This window comes from Oceanisphaera pacifica, from assembly GCF_017498065.1.
Lineage (GTDB): Bacteria > Pseudomonadota > Gammaproteobacteria > Enterobacterales > Aeromonadaceae > Oceanimonas > Oceanimonas pacifica.
Window position 1 is genome coordinate 43,439 of the sequence record NZ_JAGDFX010000006.1, and the last position, 21,442, is coordinate 64,880.

General features: G+C 48.5%; 15 protein-coding genes and 5 tRNA genes. 19 read left to right on the forward strand and 1 reads right to left on the reverse strand.

All coding sequences use genetic code 11. The annotated features are described in order from the left end of the window. Positions 1–203: 203 nt before the first annotated feature. Together murB and birA are read left to right on the forward strand one after the other, a co-directional pair. Complete coding sequence (gene murB / locus J3U76_RS06225) at positions 204–1,244, forward strand: UDP-N-acetylmuramate dehydrogenase (protein WP_208005067.1); 1,041 nt, start codon at positions 204–206, stop codon at positions 1,242–1,244. After that, entirely contained in the window at positions 1,226–2,212 is a 987-nt protein-coding gene (birA, locus tag J3U76_RS06230) for a bifunctional biotin--[acetyl-CoA-carboxylase] ligase/biotin operon repressor BirA (RefSeq protein WP_208005068.1), read from the forward strand. Before murB ends, birA begins: the two co-directional genes overlap by 19 nt. A gap of 68 nt (positions 2,213–2,280) precedes the next feature. Here birA and coaA read toward each other — a convergent pair whose 3' ends face one another. Next, positions 2,281–3,222, reverse strand: a complete 942-nt coding sequence (coaA, locus tag J3U76_RS06235; protein WP_208005069.1) for a type I pantothenate kinase — start codon at positions 3,220–3,222, stop codon at positions 2,281–2,283. A gap of 255 nt (positions 3,223–3,477) precedes the next feature. Here coaA and J3U76_RS06240 point away from each other — a divergent pair. From J3U76_RS06240 to J3U76_RS06320, 17 genes are all read left to right on the forward strand, one after another. Then, positions 3,478–3,553: transfer RNA gene (locus tag J3U76_RS06240), tRNA-Thr, on the forward strand. A gap of 16 nt (positions 3,554–3,569) precedes the next feature. Then, positions 3,570–3,654 (forward strand) — tRNA-Tyr (locus J3U76_RS06245). An 85-nt stretch (positions 3,655–3,739) separates the two neighbouring features. Next, positions 3,740–3,814 (forward strand) — tRNA-Gly (locus J3U76_RS06250). Between the two features lie 32 nt (positions 3,815–3,846). Beyond that, a tRNA-Thr gene (locus J3U76_RS06255) sits at positions 3,847–3,922 on the forward strand. A gap of 289 nt (positions 3,923–4,211) precedes the next feature. Further along, positions 4,212–4,288 (forward strand) — tRNA-Trp (locus J3U76_RS06260). A 63-nt stretch (positions 4,289–4,351) separates the two neighbouring features. Further along, a complete protein-coding gene (gene secE, locus J3U76_RS06265; RefSeq protein WP_208005070.1) occupies positions 4,352–4,723 on the forward strand; it encodes a preprotein translocase subunit SecE in 372 nt (123 codons plus the stop codon). 9 nt (positions 4,724–4,732) lie between these two features. Further along, entirely contained in the window at positions 4,733–5,281 is a 549-nt protein-coding gene (nusG, locus tag J3U76_RS06270) for a transcription termination/antitermination protein NusG (RefSeq protein WP_208005071.1), read from the forward strand. A 126-nt stretch (positions 5,282–5,407) separates the two neighbouring features. Next, entirely contained in the window at positions 5,408–5,836 is a 429-nt protein-coding gene (gene rplK / locus J3U76_RS06275; protein WP_208005072.1) for a 50S ribosomal protein L11, read from the forward strand. 4 nt (positions 5,837–5,840) lie between these two features. Next, positions 5,841–6,536 carry a 50S ribosomal protein L1 gene (gene rplA / locus J3U76_RS06280; protein WP_208005073.1) on the forward strand — a complete coding sequence of 232 codons (696 nt, stop codon included), beginning with the start codon at positions 5,841–5,843 and terminating at the stop codon, positions 6,534–6,536. A 245-nt stretch (positions 6,537–6,781) separates the two neighbouring features. Next, positions 6,782–7,288 (forward strand): 50S ribosomal protein L10, encoded by a 507-nt coding sequence (rplJ, locus tag J3U76_RS06285; protein ID WP_208005074.1) that lies wholly within the window; start codon positions 6,782–6,784, stop codon positions 7,286–7,288. A 54-nt stretch (positions 7,289–7,342) separates the two neighbouring features. After that, positions 7,343–7,711 carry a 50S ribosomal protein L7/L12 gene (gene rplL, locus J3U76_RS06290; RefSeq protein ID WP_208005075.1) on the forward strand — a complete coding sequence of 123 codons (369 nt, stop codon included), beginning with the start codon at positions 7,343–7,345 and terminating at the stop codon, positions 7,709–7,711. Between the two features lie 225 nt (positions 7,712–7,936). Continuing rightward, a complete protein-coding gene (rpoB, locus tag J3U76_RS06295) occupies positions 7,937–11,965 on the forward strand; it encodes a DNA-directed RNA polymerase subunit beta (RefSeq protein ID WP_208005076.1) in 4,029 nt (1,342 codons plus the stop codon). 79 nt (positions 11,966–12,044) lie between these two features. Further along, a complete protein-coding gene (gene rpoC, locus J3U76_RS06300) occupies positions 12,045–16,247 on the forward strand; it encodes a DNA-directed RNA polymerase subunit beta' (RefSeq protein WP_208005077.1) in 4,203 nt (1,400 codons plus the stop codon). A 273-nt stretch (positions 16,248–16,520) separates the two neighbouring features. Continuing rightward, on the forward strand, positions 16,521–18,323 hold the full coding sequence (locus tag J3U76_RS06305; protein ID WP_208005078.1) for an assimilatory sulfite reductase (NADPH) flavoprotein subunit: 1,803 nt from the start codon (positions 16,521–16,523) through the stop codon (positions 18,321–18,323). Then, positions 18,323–20,014 carry an assimilatory sulfite reductase (NADPH) hemoprotein subunit gene (gene cysI, locus J3U76_RS06310; RefSeq protein ID WP_208005079.1) on the forward strand — a complete coding sequence of 564 codons (1,692 nt, stop codon included), beginning with the start codon at positions 18,323–18,325 and terminating at the stop codon, positions 20,012–20,014. Before J3U76_RS06305 ends, cysI begins: the two co-directional genes overlap by 1 nt. Beyond that, positions 20,004–20,771, forward strand: coding sequence for a phosphoadenylyl-sulfate reductase (locus tag J3U76_RS06315; RefSeq protein ID WP_208005080.1), 768 nt, complete (start codon positions 20,004–20,006; stop codon positions 20,769–20,771). The genes cysI and J3U76_RS06315 overlap by 11 nt, the downstream gene beginning before the upstream one ends. 44 nt (positions 20,772–20,815) lie before the next feature. Further along, a complete protein-coding gene (locus J3U76_RS06320) occupies positions 20,816–21,223 on the forward strand; it encodes a CBS domain-containing protein (protein ID WP_208005081.1) in 408 nt (135 codons plus the stop codon). Positions 21,224–21,442: the final 219 nt, after the last annotated feature.

Below are 21,442 nucleotides of genomic sequence, written 5' to 3' on the forward strand. Positions count from 1 at the left end.
TAGACCCTTTTATGGTGAAAAGGCTATAAAAAATTTCTGCGGGCTAGGTTCGCCACACCTTATTAGAGACCGTCTTGCTGAATGTGTAGTAAAGGTAGGTTTGGATTCTTACCGCTCAATAATGTCGCGGCATGCAGCCTGCTACTCCTCACTGATAGTAAGTTAGGTTACACTATGAGGGTCTTTATTTAGGAAGCCCCATCATGCAGTTTACCTCGGCAGCCCTTGCCCCCTATAACACCTTTGGCCTAACACAAACCGCCGAGCAGCTTGTTGTACTAAGCGAGCGTGAGCAGCTTTCCCCCCTATGGGAAGCCGCTCAAAACCAGCCGTTACTGGTGGTGGGTGAGGGTTCTAATATTGTATTTACCCAAGCATTTTCTGGCCTGGTGTTGGTGAATCGCTTGCAAGGTATTGAAGTAACAGAAACCGACGAAGCTTGGTTGTTAACCGTGGCGGGGGGCGAAAACTGGCATCAACTGGTGTGCTGGACCCTTGAGCAGGGCATGCCGGGGCTGGAGAACCTGGCTTTAATACCTGGCACTGTGGGGGCATCACCCATCCAAAATATTGGCGCTTATGGGGTTGAGCTGGCGCAGTTTTGTCATCAAGTAGAAACAATTGACTGGCAAACGGGGCAAACCCGGCTTTGGTCAGTTACTGAGTGTGAGTTTGGCTATCGCGATAGTGTGTTTAAGCATGCGGCCCGTGAGCACGTTATTTTAAGTGTGACGCTGCGCTTACCTAAAGCCTGGCAACCGGTACTTGGCTATGGGCCTTTAGCTGAGCTTGGGGAGCAGGCTACGGCACAGCAAGTGTTTGATCGGGTATGTGCCACTCGTCAGACTAAATTGCCCGATCCTAGTGTGCTGGGTAATGCTGGCAGTTTCTTTAAAAACCCCACAGTGGTCACGCCGCAAGCCGAGGCCTTAAAGCTGGCGTGGCCGGCGCTGCCGGTATTTGCGACTGTACCTGGTTGGAGCAAGCTGGCCGCAGGCTGGCTAATTGATAAAGCAGGCTTAAAAGGAACACGTGTGGGGGGAGCAGGGGTACACACAGAGCAAGCTTTGGTTCTGGTTAATTATGGCGGTGCCACCAGCGAAGATGTGCTGCGTTTAGCGGCCTTAGTGCGTGAGCGGGTGGAGCAGTTATTTGGGGTCCGGCTAGAGCCAGAAGTACGGATGATGGCTGCTCAGGGTGAAACCTATTTAGATGAGGCATTAGCATGTCTGAATTTGAACTAAGCCCACTGCGAAACTCTCTGTTGACCTTATTAGCCGACGGCCAGTTTCACTCGGGCTCGCAACTCGGTGAGCAGCTGGGCATGAGTCGCGCAGCGATTGGCAAACATATTCAAGTACTAAAAGCATTGGGGCTAGACGTTTATAGCGTGAGTGGTAGAGGCTATAAATTGGCGGTGCCGTTACAGTTATTAGATCAAGCCCGATTACGCAAAGAGTTAGCTGCAAACCGAGTGGATTTAGTACCAGTAATAGGCTCCACCAATGTGCATTGGATGAGCTTGCTGGATGAGCTAAAAAACGGGGATATTTGTGTCGCCGAATGTCAGACCGAAGGCCGGGGTAGGCGTGGTCGGCCTTGGGTTTCCCCGTTTGGTGGCCAGCTTATTATGAGTATGTATTGGCAATTAGAGCAGGGAATGTCGGTGGCCATGGGCTTGAGTTTGGCGGTGGGCATTGCAGTTGTTGAAGCTCTAGAAGCACAAGGCTTTGCTGGCGTAGAGCTTAAATGGCCTAATGATGTTTATTTAAATGGGCGCAAGCTTGCAGGCATTTTAGTTGAGTTATCTGGCACTGCCGGTGGGCCTTGTCAGCTGGTAATTGGTATTGGGTTAAATTTAGTGCTGCCGAACACTGAGCAAGCACGTATCGATCAACCTTGGGCTGAGCTGACCGAGCTTGGGCCTGTGGATGATCGTAATGCACTAGTGGTGGCGTTAAGCCAACAATTGCAGCGCAGCTTAGCGGTGTTTGAACAAGAGGGCATTGCGGCTTTTAGTCAGCAGTGGAATCGATTGGATTATTTTAATGGTAAACCGGTACGCATTTTAATGGGCGAGCAAGTCGTACTGGGCATAGCCCGCGGTATTGACTCGCAAGGTGCCTTACTGCTTGAGCTTGAAAGCGGTAAAATCAAACGCTTCTTAGGCGGCGAAATTTCATTGCGAGCAGAAAATAGCCAGAAGCATTAAGCTCGAAGCTGAAAGAAAAACATCAAAGCCGACCTAAACGGTATTATTCTTGGGCTTCCAGCTTCCAGCTATTTCTTCAACCAAACTTGTTCTATACCGTGAGCCTTGCCTTTAGTTAATATTAACTCGGCGCGATCTTTGGTGGGTAAGATGTTTTGTTTTAGGTTTTTGTAGTTAATTTCTTGCCAAATACGACTAGCGGTGGCCACGGCTTCTTCTTCTGATAGCGGGGCGTAGTTATGAAAGTAGGAGTCGGGATCGCGAAAGGCTCCCGAGCGAAACTTCAGGAATCGCTCTACATACCAGGTTTTGAGTAATCGTTCGTCGGCATCAACAAAAATAGAGAAATCCACAAAGTCTGATACAAACACCCTATGAGGGTCGTGTGGATAGTCCATGCCGCTTTGCAGTACATTTAAGCCTTCAATAATTAAAATATCTGGCTGCTCTACCACGTTTTCTTCATCGGGCACCACGTCATAGGTGAGATGAGAATATACAGGTGCCGTCACTCTGGGCTTGCCTGACTTAATGTCTGAGACAAATTGCACTAAACGACGAATATCATACGATTGAGGGAACCCCTTACGACGCATTAAACCACGCTCTTCTAATACCGAATTAGGGTATAAGAAGCCATCTGTGGTGACCAACGACACTTTTGGGTGTTGCGGCCAACGGGCTAATAAGGCTTCTAGAATACGTGCCGTGGTGCTTTTACCCACCGCGACTGAGCCGGCAATGCTAATAATATAGGGCACATGACGCGCCTCTTTACGCAAAAACTGATCTAAGACCTTGCTGCGTCTTTGTTTGGCTTTAATGTAAAGATTAAGCAAGCGAGACAAAGGAAGATAGATATCTCTCACCTCAGCTAATGATACTTTATCATTAATACCGCGCAGCCGAGTGAGCTCATCCTCGCTGAGAGGCTGATGTACTGTATCACGTAACTCTGACCAAGCTTCACGAGAGAAGGCCAGATAAGGAGAGTCGTTATCTATCGTCATGCATAAGGGTCGCAGTCTGTGAATTGCTTGGCGACAATACACCAAGCTTTAAAAATGAACAAGACGACCTTAAACGACGATATGCTAGATTATGATCTGAGTCGTTCTTATTTATTGGCTATATTATTGTCACTTTATAGACGAAAAAGTTATTTTTGGCGATTTATTGCGCACTTGAAGGCGGTTATGCAAAAAAACAGAGTAAAGGTGTTGCATCTGTGTGGTGCCTTGGCCTAGAATTCGTCTCGTTCAAACGCCGGCATAGCTCAGTTGGTAGAGCAACTGACTTGTAATCAGTAGGTCCCGAGTTCGACTCTTGGTGCCGGCACCAGAACAACTAACAATGTGGAGGAGTTCCCGAGTGGCTAAAGGGATCAGACTGTAAATCTGACGGCTCCGCCTTCACTGGTTCGAATCCAGTCTCCTCCACCATTATTTTAAAGTATTGTTATAGTAGTTAGCTTAACAGTACTTAAGTTTAGCACTTTAATTAGTTAGAGTATTAAACGCCGCTTTTGCGGGCATCGTATAATGGCTATTACCTCAGCCTTCCAAGCTGATGATGCGGGTTCGATTCCCGCTGCCCGCTCCAATTAAGTTCCCATCTCATAGATTTAATACCTTGCTGATATAGCTCAGTTGGTAGAGCGCACCCTTGGTAAGGGTGAGGTCCCCAGTTCAAATCCGGGTATCAGCACCATTCGTTGTAAATATTCGTAGTTAAACTAAATGTTGCTAACATACTTAAGTTTGCGATGTCATTGCTCGATCTTAGTATTCCCGCCATACGCCATACGCCATACGCCATACGCCATACGCCATACGCCATACGCCATACGCCATACGCCATACGCTTGGTCTTTGTTTAACTTACAGCTTATAGCTGACAGCTTACCGCTCCCCGCAGGGGTAGCCCTACGCGACGCACGTCGAAATTGCGCTTACAATCCCAGTAAAAAGCCATTATAATGCCCGCCTTATAATGTATTAGGGGCGTAGTTCCAATTGGTAGAACGGCGGTCTCCAAAACCGACGGTTGGGGGTTCGAGTCCCTCCGCCCCTGCCATTTACCTCGCCGATAGCGGGGTTTTCGCGTCTGTGACAGACTCAGCTTTAAACAGGTAGCTTTATGAGTGCAAATATTGAGAACCAGGGCGGGGCTAAAGATACTCTGCTATGGGGTGTGGTGTTCATTATATTGATAGCGTCTATTGTCGCTAACTCTTTCTATAGTGAGCTGCCGGTGGCTATTCGTGCTGCTGCTGTCGTGGTGGCTGTCGGTATTGCAGCTTTGCTCGCTTACCAAACAACCAAAGGCAAAAACGCCCTTGCGTTCGCTAAAGAATCTCGTCTAGAAATGCGTAAGGTGGTGTGGCCTAACCGCCAAGAAGCCATTCAGACGACCTTAATTGTATTGGCCGTCACTGCTGTGGTTGGCTTGTTTCTGTTTTTGCTAGATGGCCTGCTGGTATGGCTGGTCAATCTGGTTACCGGAGTATAAGGATTCACCATGTCAGAACCAGAACAAAGAATGCGTTGGTATGTGGTTCAAGCTTTTTCCGGATATGAAGGTCGTGTCTCTAAAACCTTGATTGAACACATCAAGATGCAAGGGATGGAAGATCAATTTGGGGAAGTGCTGGTACCCACAGAAGAAGTGGTTGAAATGCGCGCCGGCCAAAAGCGTAAGAGTGAGCGAAAGTTCTTCCCAGGTTATGTGCTGGTTAATATGCAAATGAACGATGCAACCTGGCACCTAGTACGCAGCATTCCGCGTGTAATGGGCTTTATTGGTGGTACGCCCGAGCGTCCGGCGCCGATTTCAGATAAAGAAGCCGATGCGATTCTTAATCGTTTACAAGATGCGATTGATAAGCCAAAACCAAAAACACTGTTCGAACCAGGCGAAGAAGTACGGGTGTCCGATGGACCTTTTGCTGACTTTAATGGTGTGGTGGAGTCGGTTGACTACGAGAAAAGCCGCGTGAAGGTGTCTGTGCTTATCTTTGGTCGCTCAACGCCCGTCGAATTAGAGTTTGGCCAAGTCGAAAAGCTTTGATTCATTTTTCATCATAGATCTTGCGAGGGGCGGCAAATAGCCCTATAATTTGCCGCCCTTTTAATTCAGGGGAGCCGAATAGAGTGCGACTCTACGGCGTTATCACCCAAAACCGAGGTAATCTCAATGGCTAAGAAAGTCCAAGCCTACATCAAGCTGCAAGTTGCAGCGGGTGCAGCAAATCCAAGTCCTCCGGTTGGTCCAGCACTGGGTCAGCACGGCGTTAACATCATGGAATTCTGTAAGGCGTTTAACGCCCGTACAGAAAGCATGGAAAAAGGCTCGCCAATTCCAGTAATTATTACTGTGTACAGCGACCGTTCTTTCACTTTCGAAACTAAGACGCCACCTGCGGCTTACTTGTTATTGAAAGCTGCTGGCGTTAAATCTGGTTCAGGCAAGCCTAACACCGAGAAAGTGGGTACTGTTACTCGCGCTCAGTTAGAAGAAATTGCTGAAATCAAGCTAGTAGACATGACCGGTGCCGATGTTGATGCCCGCGTTCGTTCAATCGAAGGTACTGCTCGGTCTATGGGCCTGGCAGTGGAGGGTTAAGACGATGGCTAAATTAACTAAGCGCATGCAAGTTATCCGTGATCGCGTAGATAACACTAAAGAATACGAAATTAACGAAGCCGTTGCTTTGCTACAAGAACTGGCTAACGCCAAGTTTGTAGAAAGTGTCGACGTTGCTGTTAACCTAGGCATTGATGCTCGTAAATCTGACCAAAACGTACGTGGCGCCACTGTGTTGCCACACGGTACTGGTCGTGACGTGCGCGTTGCTGTGTTCACTCAAGGTGCCAATGCTGAAGCCGCTAAAGAAGCCGGTGCTGAGCTAGTGGGCATGGAAGATTTGGGTGAGTTGGTTAAGAAAGGCGAAATGAACTTCGACGTTGTTATTGCTTCTCCTGATGCAATGCGCGTTGTTGGTCAGTTAGGCCAAATCTTGGGCCCACGTGGTCTGATGCCTAACCCTAAAGTGGGTACTGTTACCCCGAACGTAGCTGAAGCAGTTAAAAATGCTAAAGCCGGTCAGGTTCGCTACCGCAACGACAAAAACGGCATCATTCATACCACCATTGGTAAGAAAGACTTTGATGCTGCTAGCTTAAAAGGCAACTTAGAAGCCTTGTTGGTCGCACTTAAGCGTGCTAAGCCTTCATCTTCTAAAGGCGTTTACATCAAGAAAGTAACCCTGTCTACCACTATGGGTGCAGGCGTTGCGATTGATCAAGCAAGCCTAGAAGCTTAATAAGCGTTTACAAGGCGTAAAAACTCACGTAGTATTTTGCGCCTTGCATTTGGTTGGGGGCTTCGACTCCCGTCCAAGACCGTTGGAGACGGTTACACGTCTTAAATTTTCCAACGTAGATGGTGCCGGGACCCAGTTAGAAAATATTTTTTCTTCTGGTATCTGCCACCTTGGTGCCTCTGATATAAATTAGAGGCGTATGTATAATCTGGGTATTAACCCAGGTGGATCCAGGAGTTTAGCCAATGGCATTAAGACTCGAAGACAAAAAGGCAATTGTTGCTGAAGTCAACGACGTTGCCAAGGGCGCCCTGTCTGCGGTAGTTGCCGATGCACGTGGCGTTACTGTAGCTGCTATGACCACACTGCGTAAGCAAGCGCGTGAAAACGATATCTACCTTAAAGTAGTTCGTAACACGCTCGCGCGTATCGCAGTAAAAGAGACCGATTATGAGTGCCTTAATGAGGTATTCGTTGGTCCTACCTTGATTGCGTTTTCTAAAGAACACCCGGGCGCTGCTGCTCGTTTGTTTAAAGATTTTGCTAAAGAGCAAGAAGCATTCGAGGTTAAAGGTCTAGCATTTGAGGGCGAGTTCATCCCCGCAACTGATATTGACCGTCTCGCAAAACTGCCGACATACGACGAAGCAATTGCAAAGCTAATGGCAACTATGAAAGAAGCCTCTGCTGGCAAGCTGGTACGTACTATCGCAGCTCTGCGCGATCAAAAGCAAGAAGTAGAAGCAGCATAAGCTGTTGTTTGCCTCTGTATAATCAAACACTTCAGAACATTAGGAATTTGAGTCATGTCTCTTACTAAAGACCAAATCATTGAAGCCGTTGCAGAAATGTCTGTAATGCAAGTTGTTGAACTGATCGAAGCAATGGAAGAAAAATTCGGCGTTTCTGCTGCTGCAGCTGTTGCTGTTGGCGGTGGTGATGCTGGTGGCGCTGCTGAAGAGCAAACTGAATTCGACGTTATGTTGACTTCATTTGGTTCTAACAAAGTTGCTGTTATCAAAGCCGTACGTGGCGCAACCGGTCTTGGCCTGAAAGAAGCCAAAGGTCTGGTTGAAACTGCACCTTGTGCCGTTAAAGAAGGCCTGAGCAAAGGCGAAGCAGAAACTCTGCAAAAAGAACTTGAAGAAGCAGGTGCTTCTGTTGAGCTCAAATAAGCTAGTTTTTAGCTTAGCGGCCTGAGAAATCAGGCTAGGGCTGGTGAATATTTATTCACCAGCCCTTTTGCGCTGTAAAATGAGAGGATTTTTCACATCGTTTGTGCCTTTCATGAGTTCCAATCATCGAATGTTGTCGAGACGTTCGTGTATTAAAAACGATGTTATTTAGAGCTGTCCCATTTTTGGACAGATGGGTCACTTATCAGCGAGCTGAGGAACCCTATGGTTTACTCTTACACAGAGAAAAAGCGCATTCGTAAGGACTTTGGTAAACGTGCCCAGGTCTTGGACACGCCTTACCTACTTTCAATCCAGCTTGATTCCTTCAAACAGTTTATTGAAGCAGATCCGCAAGGCGAACACGGTTTGGAAGCGGCTTTTCGTAGCGTCTTCCCCATCGCCAGCTATTCTGGCAATGCTGAATTGCAGTATGTTAGTTTCCGACTAGGTGAGCCGGTGTTTGACGTTAAAGAATGTCAAATCCGCGGTGTGACTTATTCGGCACCACTACGCGTTAAACTGCGCATGGTTCTTTACGATAGAGAAGCGGCACCCGGTACCGTTAAAGATATTAAAGAACAAGAAGTCTACATGGGCGAAATTCCGCTCATGACTGAAAATGGTACCTTTGTTATCAATGGTACTGAGCGAGTCATCGTCTCCCAGCTGCATCGCAGCCCAGGTGTGTTTTTCGATCACGACCGCGGCAAAACCCACTCATCGGGTAAGGTTTTGTATAACGCACGCGTGATCCCTTACCGTGGTTCCTGGCTTGATTTTGAGTTTGATGCGAAAGACAACTTGTTTGTTCGTATTGACCGTCGTCGTAAGCTACCCGCGTCTATTATTTTGCGCGCGTTGGAATACACAACAGAAGAAATTCTGGCCATGTTCTTCGAAACTACCCGTTTCGAGGTTACAGATGGCAAGCTAATGATGGAGCTCAAGCCTGAGCGCTTACGTGGCGAAACTGCCTCGTTTGACATCTTAGTTGATGGTGCCGTACTGGTGGAAACCGGTCGTCGCATCACGGCCCGCCATATCCGTCAATTGGAAAAGGCCGGCATTGATCAAATTGAAGTACCGGTGGAATATGCCGTCGGTAAAGTGGTTGCTAAAGACTATGTGAATGCCGACACCGGCGAACTGGTTATTGCAGCCAACAGCGAGCTAAGTTTAGAAGTATTAGCGAATCTGTCTGTGGCCGGCATTAAGCAATTTGAGACCCTGTTCACTAACGAACTGGATCACGGCGCTTATATGTCTGACACCTTGCGCATCGATTCCTCGACCAACCGCTTAGAAGCATTGGTAGAGATTTATCGCATGATGCGCCCAGGTGAGCCGCCGACACGTGAAGCCGCTGACACCTTATTTGAGAACTTATTTTTCTCTGAAGACCGCTATGATCTCTCTACCGTAGGCCGGATGAAATTTAACCGTCGCCTGTTCCGTGAAGAGACAGACGGTGTGGGTACCCTAACTAAGTCTGATATTGTTGATGTGATGCGTCGTTTGATCGACATCCGTAACGGTAACGACGAAGTGGACGATATTGACCACTTGGGTAACCGCCGTATTCGCTCTGTGGGCGAAATGGCAGAAAACCAATTCCGTGTTGGCCTAGTGCGCGTAGAGCGTGCGGTGCGCGAGCGTCTATCATTAGGCGATCTCGACACCCTGATGCCTCAAGACTTAATCAACGCTAAGCCGATTTCGGCGGCGGTGAAAGAGTTCTTTGGTTCCAGCCAATTGTCACAGTTTATGGACCAAAACAACCCGCTATCAGAAGTGACGCACAAGCGTCGTATTTCTGCATTAGGCCCAGGTGGTTTAACCCGTGAACGTGCCGGTTTTGAAGTTCGAGATGTACACACCACTCACTATGGGCGCTTGTGTCCTATCGAAACGCCAGAAGGCCCGAACATCGGTTTGATCAACTCACTGGCGTGCTACTCGCGCACCAACGAATACGGTTTCCTTGAGACCCCGTATCGTAAAGTGATCGATGGTCAAATCACCGATGAAGTGGACTATTTGTCTGCCATCGAAGAAGGTCAGTTTGTGATCGCACAGGCAAACGCTGCCTCTGACGAGAACAACCGTTTAAGTGAAGAGCTGGTTGCCTCACGTCATAAAGGTGAAGCCACCTATATGAACGCGGATCAAATTCAGTATATGGACGTAAGTCCACAGCAGGTTGTGTCTGTTGCAGCGTCGCTTATCCCCTTCCTTGAGCACGATGATGCTAACCGCGCCTTAATGGGCTCGAACATGCAACGTCAAGCTGTGCCAACATTGCGTGCCGATAAGCCGCTAGTAGGTACCGGTATTGAACGTGCAGTTGCGGTTGACTCAGGTGTGACTGTGGTGGCTAAGCGTGGCGGTATTGTCGATTATGCTGATGCTTCACGCATTGTCGTTAAAGTGAATGAAGAAGAGATGCGCCCTGGCGAAGCCGGTATCGATATCTATAACCTAACCAAGTACACCCGTTCTAACCAGAACACCTGTATCAACCAGCGTCCTTGTGTGATGCCGGGCGAGAAAGTGCTGGGCGGCGATGTACTGGCTGATGGTCCTTCAACTGACTTGGGCGAATTGGCGCTGGGTCAGAACCTGCGCGTGGCCTTTATGCCATGGAACGGTTACAACTTTGAAGATTCCATGCTACTGAATGAGCGTCTGGTTGAAGAAGATCGCCTGACCACTATTCATATTCAGGAGCTGACTTGTATCTCTCGTGATACCAAGCTGGGCCCTGAAGAAATCACCGCCGACATTCCGAACGTGGGTGAGTCTGCGCTGAGCAAGCTGGACGAATCAGGTATCGTTTATGTGGGTGCAGAAATGCGTCCTGGCGATATCTTAGTGGGTAAAGTGACGCCTAAGGGCGAAAGCCAGCTCACGCCAGAAGAGAAGCTACTACGAGCTATCTTTGGTGAAAAAGCCTCAGACGTAAAAGACTCGTCATTACGTGTACCTAACTCAGTGTTTGGTACCGTTATTGACGTTCAAGTCTTTACCCGTGATGGCGTAGAAAAAGATAAGCGTGCTCAAGATATTGAGCATATGCAGCTTAAGCAGGCCAAGAAAGACTTAACCGAAGAGTTTAGTATTCTTGAAGACGGTATTTATGCCCGTGCTCGTAACGTACTTATTGCCTCTGGCATGAGTGCGGAGCAGGTTGCTAAAATCGATCGCAACAAGCTGTTAGAGCAAGCGATTGACGACGAAGCTAAACAAATTGAGTTAGAGCAGTTAGCCGAGCAACAAGCTGAGCTAAAAGCCGACTTCGATAAGATGTTTGAAAGCAAGCGTCGTAAGATCACCCAAGGCGATGACTTAGCACCGGGCGTGTTAAAAATCGTTAAGGTGTACTTGGCGGTTAAACGTCAAATTCAACCGGGTGATAAAATGGCCGGTCGTCACGGTAACAAAGGTGTTATCGCGACTATCGTACCAGTAGAAGACATGCCTCATGATGAGCATGGCGTACCGGTAGACATGGTATTAAACCCGCTGGGTGTACCATCGCGAATGAACATTGGTCAGGTTCTTGAAACCCACTTAGGCTTTGCGGCCAAAGGACTGGGCGAAAAAATCGACCGCATGATCAAAGAGCAGCAAGAAGTGGCTCGTTTGCGTGAGTTTATTCAAGAAGTCTATGACTCAGGTGAGGGGATTCGTCAAAAAGTAGACTTGTCTACTTTCAGCGATACCGAAGTGCGTACCTTGGCCAATAACTTGCGCCACGGTGTACCCATTGCCACACCGGCCTTTGACGGTGCCGATGAGCACGAAGTGAAGCGTTTGTTGAAACTGGCTGATTTGCCAGAGTCAGGTCAAATCACCTTGTTTGATGGCCGAACCGGGACCAGCTTTGAACGTCCGGTAACCGTGGGCTATATGTACATACTGAAGTTGAACCACTTAGTGGACGACAAGATGCACGCTCGTTCTACTGGTTCGTACAGTCTGGTAACGCAACAGCCGCTGGGTGGTAAAGCTCAGTTTGGTGGTCAGCGTTTCGGTGAGATGGAAGTGTGGGCACTGGAAGCATATGGTGCTGCTTACACCTTGCAAGAAATGTTGACGGTCAAGTCGGATGACGTTAACGGTCGTACCAAGATGTATAAAAACATCGTCGATGGTGATCACCGCATGGAGCCGGGCATGCCCGAGTCTTTCAACGTACTGTTGAAAGAAATTCGCTCTCTCGGTATCAACATCGAGTTGGACGAAAGCTAAGGCGACAGACTGCCCGAGAAATAACGGTGCCCTTGCTTATGCCGGGGCACCTAGGTAGAACTCCTCACAGGAGACTAACGTGAAAGACTTACTTAAGTTTTTGAAAGCGCAGAATAAGACAGAAGAGTTTGATGGGATCAAAATTGGTCTGGCATCCCCAGACATGATCCGCTCTTGGTCTTTTGGCGAGGTCAAAAAGCCTGAGACTATTAACTACCGTACCTTCAAGCCGGAGCGTGACGGTCTTTTCTGTGCCCGGATTTTTGGTCCGGTCAAGGACTATGAGTGTCTGTGTGGTAAGTATAAGCGCCTTAAGCATCGTGGTGTGATCTGCGAAAAATGTGGCGTTGAAGTTACCCAGACCAAAGTGCGCCGTGAGCGCATGGGCCATATTGAATTGGCCAGTCCTGTTGCCCACATTTGGTTCTTGAAATCCTTGCCAAGCCGTATTGGTTTGTTGCTGGATATGACACTGCGTGATATTGAGCGCGTGTTGTATTTCGAATCGTTTGTGGTTATCGAGCCCGGTATGACTAGCCTTGAGCGTGGTCAAATGCTGTCTGAAGAGCAGTATTTGGATGCGCTAGAAGAGTGGGGCGATGAGTTTGACGCCAAGATGGGTGCCGAAGCGGTACTGGCCTTGCTGCGTGAAATTGACCTAGAAAGCGAAATTGACGCTATGCGTGAAGAGCTGGGTCAAACCAACTCAGAAACCAAGCGTAAGAAAATTACTAAGCGTTTCAAGTTAATGGAAGCTTTCCACGGCTCAGGCAACAAGCCCGAGTGGATGGTAATGAGCGTATTGCCTGTATTACCACCGGATTTGCGTCCTTTGGTACCACTAGATGGCGGTCGTTTTGCCACTTCAGACTTGAACGATTTATATCGTCGCGTGATCAACCGTAATAACCGTTTGAAGCGCCTACTGGATCTTGCCGCGCCGGATATTATTGTGCGCAACGAAAAGCGTATGCTGCAAGAGTCTGTGGATGCGCTGCTGGACAACGGTCGTCGCGGTCGTGCCATTACCGGTTCTAACAAGCGTCCTCTAAAATCCTTGGCTGATATGATCAAGGGTAAGCAGGGTCGTTTCCGTCAGAACTTGTTGGGTAAGCGTGTTGACTACTCCGGCCGTTCGGTGATCGTTGTCGGCCCAACACTGCGTTTACACCAGTGTGGTCTGCCGAAGAAAATGGCACTTGAGCTGTTCAAACCTTTCATTTACGGCAAGCTGGAATCCCGTGGTCTCGCCACCACGATTAAAGCGGCCAAGAAGATGGTTGAGCGCGAAGAAGCCGTGGTTTGGGATATCCTAGACGATGTGATCCGCGAACATCCGGTATTACTGAACCGTGCACCTACCTTGCACCGTTTGGGTATACAGGCGTTTGAGCCAGTGTTGATCGAAGGTAAAGCGATTCAGTTGCACCCACTGGTGTGTGCGGCTTATAACGCTGACTTTGATGGTGACCAAATGGCAGTGCACTTGCCATTGACCATAGAAGCACAGCTTGAAGCGCGTGCGTTAATGATGTCTACCAACAACATACTGTCGCCCGCAAACGGTGAGCCTATCATAGTACCCTCGCAAGACGTGGTACTGGGTCTGTATTACATGACCCGTGAAAAGGTGAACGCCAAAGGCGAAGGCATGTTGCTAACCAGCGCCAAAGAAGCGGAAAAAGTATACCGTGCCGGCCATGCTGAATTGCATGCCAAGGTAAAAATTCGTATTACCGACTTTGAGCGCCAAGAAGACGGCACAGAGGTAGAAACCACGGCTATCCGTGATACCACTGTAGGTCGTGCCATCTTGAGCTTGATTGTGCCTAAAGGCTTGCCTTATAGCATGATCGATCACGACATGACCAAAAAGCAGATCTCTAAGTTGATGAACGCTTGTTATCGTCGTTTGGGCCTCAAAGATTCTGTTATCTTTGCAGACCAACTGATGTATACCGGTTTCCATTACGCAACGCTGTCAGGTGTGTCTGTTGGTATCAACGACATGGTTATTCCTGATGCGAAGAAGCACATCATTGATGAAGCTGAAGCGGAAGTGACCGAAATTCAAGATCAGTTCCAGTCAGGTCTAGTTACTGCCGGTGAGCGTTACAACAAAGTTATCGATATTTGGGCCAGCGCCAACGAGCGTGTGTCTAAAGCTATGATGGATAACTTGTCGCAAGACGAAGTGGTTGACGCAGAAGGTAACACTGTACTGCAAGACTCCTTTAACAGCATCTATATGATGGCTGACTCAGGCGCGCGTGGTAGTGCCGCTCAGATCCGACAGCTTGCAGGTATGCGTGGTTTGATGGCGAAACCAGATGGTTCCATCATCGAAACCCCCATTATTGCGAACTTCCGTGAAGGCTTGAACGTACTCCAGTACTTTAACTCCACGCACGGTGCGCGTAAGGGTCTAGCGGATACCGCATTGAAGACAGCTAACTCTGGTTACCTGACTCGTCGTCTGGTAGACGTAGCGCAAGACTTAGTGATCACCTCTGATGACTGTGGCACGTTCGACGGTCTGTGGATTAGCTCCCTGATCGAAGGTGGTGACGTAGTTGAGCCATTGCGTGAGCGTGTACTAGGTCGAGTGGTGGCAGAAGATGTGGTTCGCCCGGGTACTGAAGACGAAATCTTGGTGGCGCGTAACACCCTGCTTGATGAGAAGTGGTGTGACGAGCTAGAAGAAAGCTCAGTTGACCGTGTGAAAGTACGCTCTGTTATTACTTGTGATAACGATCAAGGTGTATGTGCGCATTGTTACGGCCGAGACTTGGCCCGTGGCCACTTGGTTAACAAAGGCGAGGCCGTGGGTGTTATTGCTGCTCAGTCGATTGGTGAGCCGGGAACTCAGCTTACCATGCGTACTTTCCACATTGGTGGTGCGGCATCTCGAGCGGCGGCAGAAAACAGCATTCAGGTGAAAAACGCCGGTACTGTTAACTTGATCAACGCGAAAGTGGTCACAAACAGTGATGGCAAGACGGTAATTGTATCCCGTTCGTCTGAGCTGACCATTCTTGATGAAATGGGTCAAACTCGCGAGAACCACAAACTGCCGTATGGTGCTTTGTTGGATCAAGCCGAAGGCGAGCAGGTGCAAGTCGGCCAAGTAGTGGCTACTTGGGACCCGCATACGCACCCCATTGTTACTGAGGTAGCCGGTCACGTTAAGTTTATCGATATGATTGATGGTGTCACCATTAGTCGTCAAACCGATGAGCTCACCGGTCTGTCTAGCATAGTAGTGATGGATGTGAATGAGCGTCCGGCTTCAGGTAAAGACTTGCGTCCTACCGTTAAGTTAATTGACGATAACGGTAACGATGTGTTTATTCCTGGCACCGACTTGTCTGCCATGTACTTCTTACCCGGTCGTGCCATCGTGAGTCTCGATGACGGCGCTGTGGTAAACGTGGGTGATGCGGTTGCACGTATTCCGCAAGAGTCTGGTGGTACTAAAGATATTACCGGTGGTCTACCACGTGTGGCCGACTTGTTTGAAGCACGTTTACCGAAAGAACCTGCCATTTTGGCGGAAATCTCCGGTACCATTTCGTTTGGTAAAGAAACCAAAGGCAAGCGTCGCTTGGTAATCACGCCGTTAGACGGTGGTGAAGCCTTTGAAGAGATGATCCACAAATGGCGTCATGTGAACGTCTTTGAAGGTGAGAAGGTTGAAAAAGGCGAAGTTCTGGCCGATGGTCCTGAATCAGCCCACGATATCTTGCGCTTACGTGGCATTAGCCCCGTTGCCAACTATATTGTGAACGAGGTGCAAGAGGTTTACCGCTTGCAGGGCGTTAAGATCAACGATAAGCACATTGAAACAATTGTGCGTCAAATGCTGCGTCGTGCCGAAATTATTAACTCGGGTGATTCTGAGTTTATAAACGGCGAACAGGCTGAAGTGGTTCGTATTCGCCAAGCGAATCGTGCCCTAGAAGCAGAAGGCAAGCAGCCAGTGGAATACCGTCATGTATTGATGGGTATTACTAAGGCGTCTTTGAGCACTGAATCTTTCATCTCGGCGGCCTCTTTCCAAGAGACGACTCGAGTACTGACTGAAGCGGCTGTTTCTGGCAAGGTAGATAACCTACGTGGCTTGAAAGAAAACGTGATTGTAGGTCGCCTAGTACCGGCAGGTACGGGTTTTGCCTATCATCAGTCGCGCAACGCTCAGCGCTCTACAGATCAAGCAGTGGCAGTATCGGCAGATGAAGCCGAGCAGAATCTGGCTAACCTGTTGAACGCAACAGATAAGTAACAAGCAATATATCTCGACTCGCTGATAACAAAGGCTCCCGCAAGGGGGCCTTTTTTTTGCCCCTTTTAGGGGCAAAAAAACGGTAAGCTGTCAGCGATCAGCTAAAACCCAATACAGGGCGTATTTATTTTTAGCTGACCGCTTAAGACTTGCCGTTGACAGCTGTCCTTTCTTAGTTATGCCTTTAGGGTATAAAAAATTCTTCTTTATTCTTTCTTGTTTGCCTCTGGCTCGTTTATGCTATATGTATCTGGAAAAGTGGAAGTGAATGTCATGCTGTTAAAAGAACTCGCGGCGTCTGCCAGCCCGCTAAACGAACAACAAGTCCATAAGCTTACTCAGGTGGCAGCCGAGTTAAGTGCGACTCAACTTGCGTGGGTGAGCGGTTATTTTTACGGCATCAGCCAACAACCCGCAGGAATCGCGGCACCCGCCCCGCAAGCCAATGCTCAACCTGCAGGCACCTTGACGATTATTCATGCCTCACAAACCGGTAATGCCAAAGGCGTTGCCGAAGAGCTGCAAGCCAAAGCGAGTGCTAATGGTGTGGCGGTTAAGCTGGTGAGTGCTGGTGACTATAAAGTACGTCAGCTGAAAAAAGAGACCCATGTGCTGATTGTTGCCAGTACTAATGGCGAAGGCGAAGCACCGGATGATGCCATTCAGTTTCATAAAGAATTAAAAGCAGGCAAAGCCGGTAAACTCGATGGTCTTCAGTATGGTGTGATTGGTTTAGGTGACTCTTCTTATGAGTTTTATTGCCAAACCGGTAAAGACTTTGATGAATATCTCAGTAAAGCCGGCGCCAAACCGCTGTTAGGGCGCCTCGATGCTGACGTTGATTATGAAGAAGTCTGCGAAAAGTGGAGCCAAGAAGCGGTTGATTTAGTTAAAGACGCGTTAAAAGGCGAAGCTGCCAATGATGTCGCTCCTGTGGTGCCACTGACCGAAGGCGCCACCAGTCTTTATAACAAAAAGCACCCCTTTGCCGCCGAATTGCTGACTAATCAAGCCATTACTGGTCGTGATTCCGATCGCGATGTACGCCATTTCGAGATCTCACTCGAAGGTTCAGACTTAACCTATCAGCCCGGCGATGCGTTAGGCGTGTGGTTTAGTAACGACGAGCAGCTCGTTGATGCTGTGCTGGCACAAACTGGGGTAGACGCCAGCAGTGAAGTGATAGTCAACGAGCAAACCGTGACTATTCGCGAAGCGCTGATTAACGACTACGAATTAACCCAAGGTTATGCAAGCTTTGTACAATCTTACGCCGAGCTCACCGATGCGCCTAAGTTACGCGCCTTGGTCGAAGATAAAGCGGCGCTGCGTGAGTATTGTGCGAATCACCAAATTTTAGATATTGCTCGTGAGCAGCAAGGTGCATTAACCGCTGAGCAGCTGCAAGCCAGCCTGCGCCGCTTAACGCCGCGTTTATACTCTATTGCCTCATCGCAGGCTGAAGTTGAAGACGAAGTGCATTTAACCGTAGGGGTAGTGCGTTTTGAGCAAGATAGTGAGGCACGCAATGGCGGTGCTTCTGCGTATTTAGCTGATCGCCTAGAAGAAGGCGGCCAAGTACGGGTATTCGTTGAGCATAACGATAACTTCCGCCTTCCTGCTAATGATGACACGTCCATCATTATGGTGGGGCCGGGTACGGGCATAGCGCCATTTCGTGCCTTTATGCAAGAGCGTGATACTCGCGATGCTAGCGGTCAAAACTGGTTATTCTTTGGCAACCCACACTTTACCCAAGACTTTTTATACCAGCTGGAATGGCAGCGTTATGTGAAGTCTGGCTTATTAAATAAGATTTCATTGGCCTTTAGCCGTGATCAGCAAGAAAAAATTTACGTACAACATAAGTTACGTGAGCAAGGCGCCGAGGTGTATGAATGGTTAGAGCAGGGCGCACATTTTTATGTGTGTGGTGATGCTAACAAGATGGCCAAAGACGTGCACGATGCCTTAATTGATATTGTGGCTGAGCACGGTAAGAAAACCCAAGAACAAGCGACTGAATATGTGGATGCGCTGCGTGTAGCTAAGCGTTACCAGAGGGATGTGTACTAATGAGCGAATTAAAACTATCTGACAACGAGCGCATGAAGCGCGAGAGTAACTTTTTACGCGGCACCATAGAGCAAGACTTACAAGATGAGTTAACCGGTGGCTTTACCGGTGATAACTTTCAGATGATCCGTGTACACGGTATGTATCAGCAAGATGACCGGGATATTCGCAATGAGCGCACCGCCCAAAAACTGGAACCACTGCACAATGTGATGCTGCGTGCCCGACTACCCGGTGGCATTATTAAGCCAGAGCAATGGCTAGTCATTGATAAGTTTGCCGAAGAAAGCAGCATTTATGGCAGTATTCGCCTCACCACTCGCCAAACGTTTCAGTTTCATGGTGTGCTTAAGCGCGATATTAAGCACATGCACCAAACCCTGAACAGTACTGGCATTGACTCCATTGCGACTGCGGGTGATGTAAACCGTAACGTGCTGTGCTCTAGTAACCCTGTCGAGTCTGAGTTACACCAAGAAGCCTATGAGTGGGCAAAGAGGATTTCTGAACATTTACTGCCGAAAACCCGTGCTTATGTTGAAATTTGGTTAGATGGCGAGCGCTTAGACACGCCAGATGAAGAGCCTATTTTAGGCTCGACCTATTTGCCGCGTAAGTTTAAAACCACAGTAGTGGTGCCGCCGCATAACGATGTGGACGTGCACGCTAACGACTTAAACTTTGTGGCCATTGCCGAACACGGCAAGCTGGTGGGCTTTAACGTCTTGGTAGGCGGTGGTCTGGCCATGACTCACGGTGATACTGCGACCTATCCACGTAAAGCTACCGACTTTGGTTTTATTCCCGTCTCTCATGCGCTCGCTATTGCTGAGGCAGTGGTGACCACGCAGCGTGATATGGGCAACCGTGTGGAGCGTAAAAACGCCAAAACCAAATACACGCTTGAGCGCGTTGGTATCGACGTATTTAAGGCTGAAGTAGAAAAGCGCGCTGGAATTGAGTTTGCCGAAGTTCGCCCGTATGAGTTTACTAGCCGTGGCGATCGTTTTGGTTGGGTAGACGGTATTGATGGTAAGCAGCACTTAACACTGTTTATTGAAAATGGCCGAATTCTAGATTACCCGGGCAAGCCATTAAAAACTGGCATGCGTGAGATTGCTAAGGTGCACCAAGGTGATTTTCGTCTAACCGCTAATCAAAACTTAATTATTGCCGGTGTGCCACCAGAGAATAAAGCTCAAATTGAACAACTGGCGCGTGAGCACGGCCTGATTGAAGAAAGCATTTCTGATCAGCGTAAAAGCTCGATGGCTTGTGTTGCATTACCCACCTGCCCATTAGCCATGGCGGAATCGGAGCGGGTGTTGCCGGAATATGTGACCGAGCTAGAAGGCTATTTGTCTAAGCACAATATTACTGATGACAATATTATCTTTCGTGTCACCGGTTGCCCGAATGGTTGTGGTCGTGCCATGCTGGCCGAAGTAGGTTTAGTGGGTAAAGCGCCCGGTCGTTATAACTTACACCTAGGTGGTAACCGTGAAGGTACCCGTATTCCACGTATGTACAAAGAGAACATTACCGACCGTCAGATCATGGAAGAGCTGGATCAGTTAATTGGTCGCTGGTCGGCTGAGCGAAATAGCGGTGAAGGCTTTGGTGACTTTGTGATCCGTGCCGGTATTATTGCCCCTGTTATCGACTCGGCAAGGGACTTTTATGCAGTCTAGTTTACTTCCCAGCTTAGCTGAGCTGAACGGTCTAAATAGCGTTGAGCGAGCGGCGGCCCTGGCCCCGCTTAATCAAGATCTAGCTGCCATGAGTGCGCCCGAACGGGTGCGCTGGGCACTGGAGCATCTACCAGGTGCGCCCGTGTTGTCGTCAAGCTTTGGTATTCAAGCTGCGGTGATGCTGCATTTGGTTACTCAAGCTAAAGCCGATATTCCCGTCATTTTAACGGATACCGGTTATTTGTTTCCTGAGACCTATCGTTTTATTGATGAATTGACTGAGCGTTTAGGCTTAAATCTTAAGGTTTATCAAGCCACCCATTCGGCAGCTTGGCAAGAAGCGCGTTATGGTCAGTTATGGTGTCAGGGCGAAGAAGGTCTAAGCCGTTATAACCAAATTAATAAGGTTGAGCCCATGCAGCGTGCCTTGCGTGAGCTGGATGCCGGTATTTGGTTTTCGGGGCTGCGTCGCAGCCAATCTGAAACTCGGGGCAATTTAGAGGTATTAGGAATACAAGGGGGGCGTTTTAAATTCTTGCCGATCATCGACTGGAACAATAAAGACGTGCACTATTACCTAAAGCAGTTCGATTTACCGTATCATCCGTTATGGGAACAAGGATATGTTTCTGTAGGGGATGTACAAACCACCGCCAAGTGGGAACCCGGTATGTCTGAGGCTGATACCCGTTTCTTTGGTATGAAGCGCGAATGTGGCCTACATGAATCACAAGAAGTGGACGGCAGTGGTATCTAGTCTGTGAGGCTTCTTGGTTCAATAAGCCGATAACAGGAGAGTGCATGCGAGTTCAAGAGATAATGACGCGGCGTATTGCCACTGTTCATCAAGATGATCGGTTAGCGCAGGTGCAAGATATTTTTACCCAGTCTGCTTTTCGTCATTTGTTGGTACTTAATAGCCAAGAAGTCTTATGCGGTATTATTAGTCATGCCGATATGACCCGTGCCCTCAGCCCTTATCTAGGCACGGATGCTGAGGTTGAGCGCGATCGAGACACCCTACAGCGCCGTGTACATCAGGTGATGAGCCGAGATGTGATTACCATTACCGGCGCTGCAACCCTAGAAAGTGCGGCGCGTATTATGCTAGAGCATAATATTGGCTGTTTACCCGTAATGGAGCAGGACAAGCTGGTCGGCTTGGTGTCGTGGAAAGATTTACTGCGCCAGTTTATCGCTAAAACATAGCTTTAAGCCGTCAGCTGTCAGCCGTCAGTTAAAAGCATCTCTGTCTCTGCTGCATTGTCATGCCGGACTTGCTCCGGTATCTTTCTTTGCGCCACACAAACGACACTATCTTAATTTGTAACGTATGGCGTACAGCTTTGCTTTCTTTATATTCCTTTTAGGTATAAAAAGTCATTATTTATTCTTTTGAGATCTACTGCATATCTATTATAGTCTCTC